General features: G+C 51.4%; 1 protein-coding gene. It reads right to left on the bottom strand.

The genetic code is table 11. The features are described from left to right. On the bottom strand, window positions 1-213 hold a 213-nt coding region (locus ACSNOG_RS33255), incomplete at its 3' end, for a hypothetical protein (protein ID WP_436756396.1). Between the last annotated feature and the right edge of the window lie 65 nt (window positions 214-278).

The raw sequence follows: 278 nt of genomic DNA on the forward strand, positions 1-278 counted from the left end.
ACGCTCCTTTACTTGGGTGATGATCTCAAACAAATCTTCCGTGGACAGGCCGAGCTTGTCGGCCTCCTGCACCATAGGCACCACATAATCATCTGCAAATGCATTTTTCCGGGTCCGAAGCAGCTGCTCCTTCGCCCCTTCCGCAACAAACATGCCGACACCCCGCTTTTTAAAAATGAGGCCGGATTCAACGAGCAGGTTGATCCCCTTCAAGACCGTAATGTGATTGATTTTGTAAAAGCTTGACAGCTGCGTCGTGGAAGGCACCTGCTCCCCTT

Origin of the sequence: Streptomyces sp. URMC 124 (assembly GCF_051386455.1) — a bacterium.
Lineage (GTDB): Bacteria > Actinomycetota > Actinomycetes > Streptomycetales > Streptomycetaceae > Streptomyces.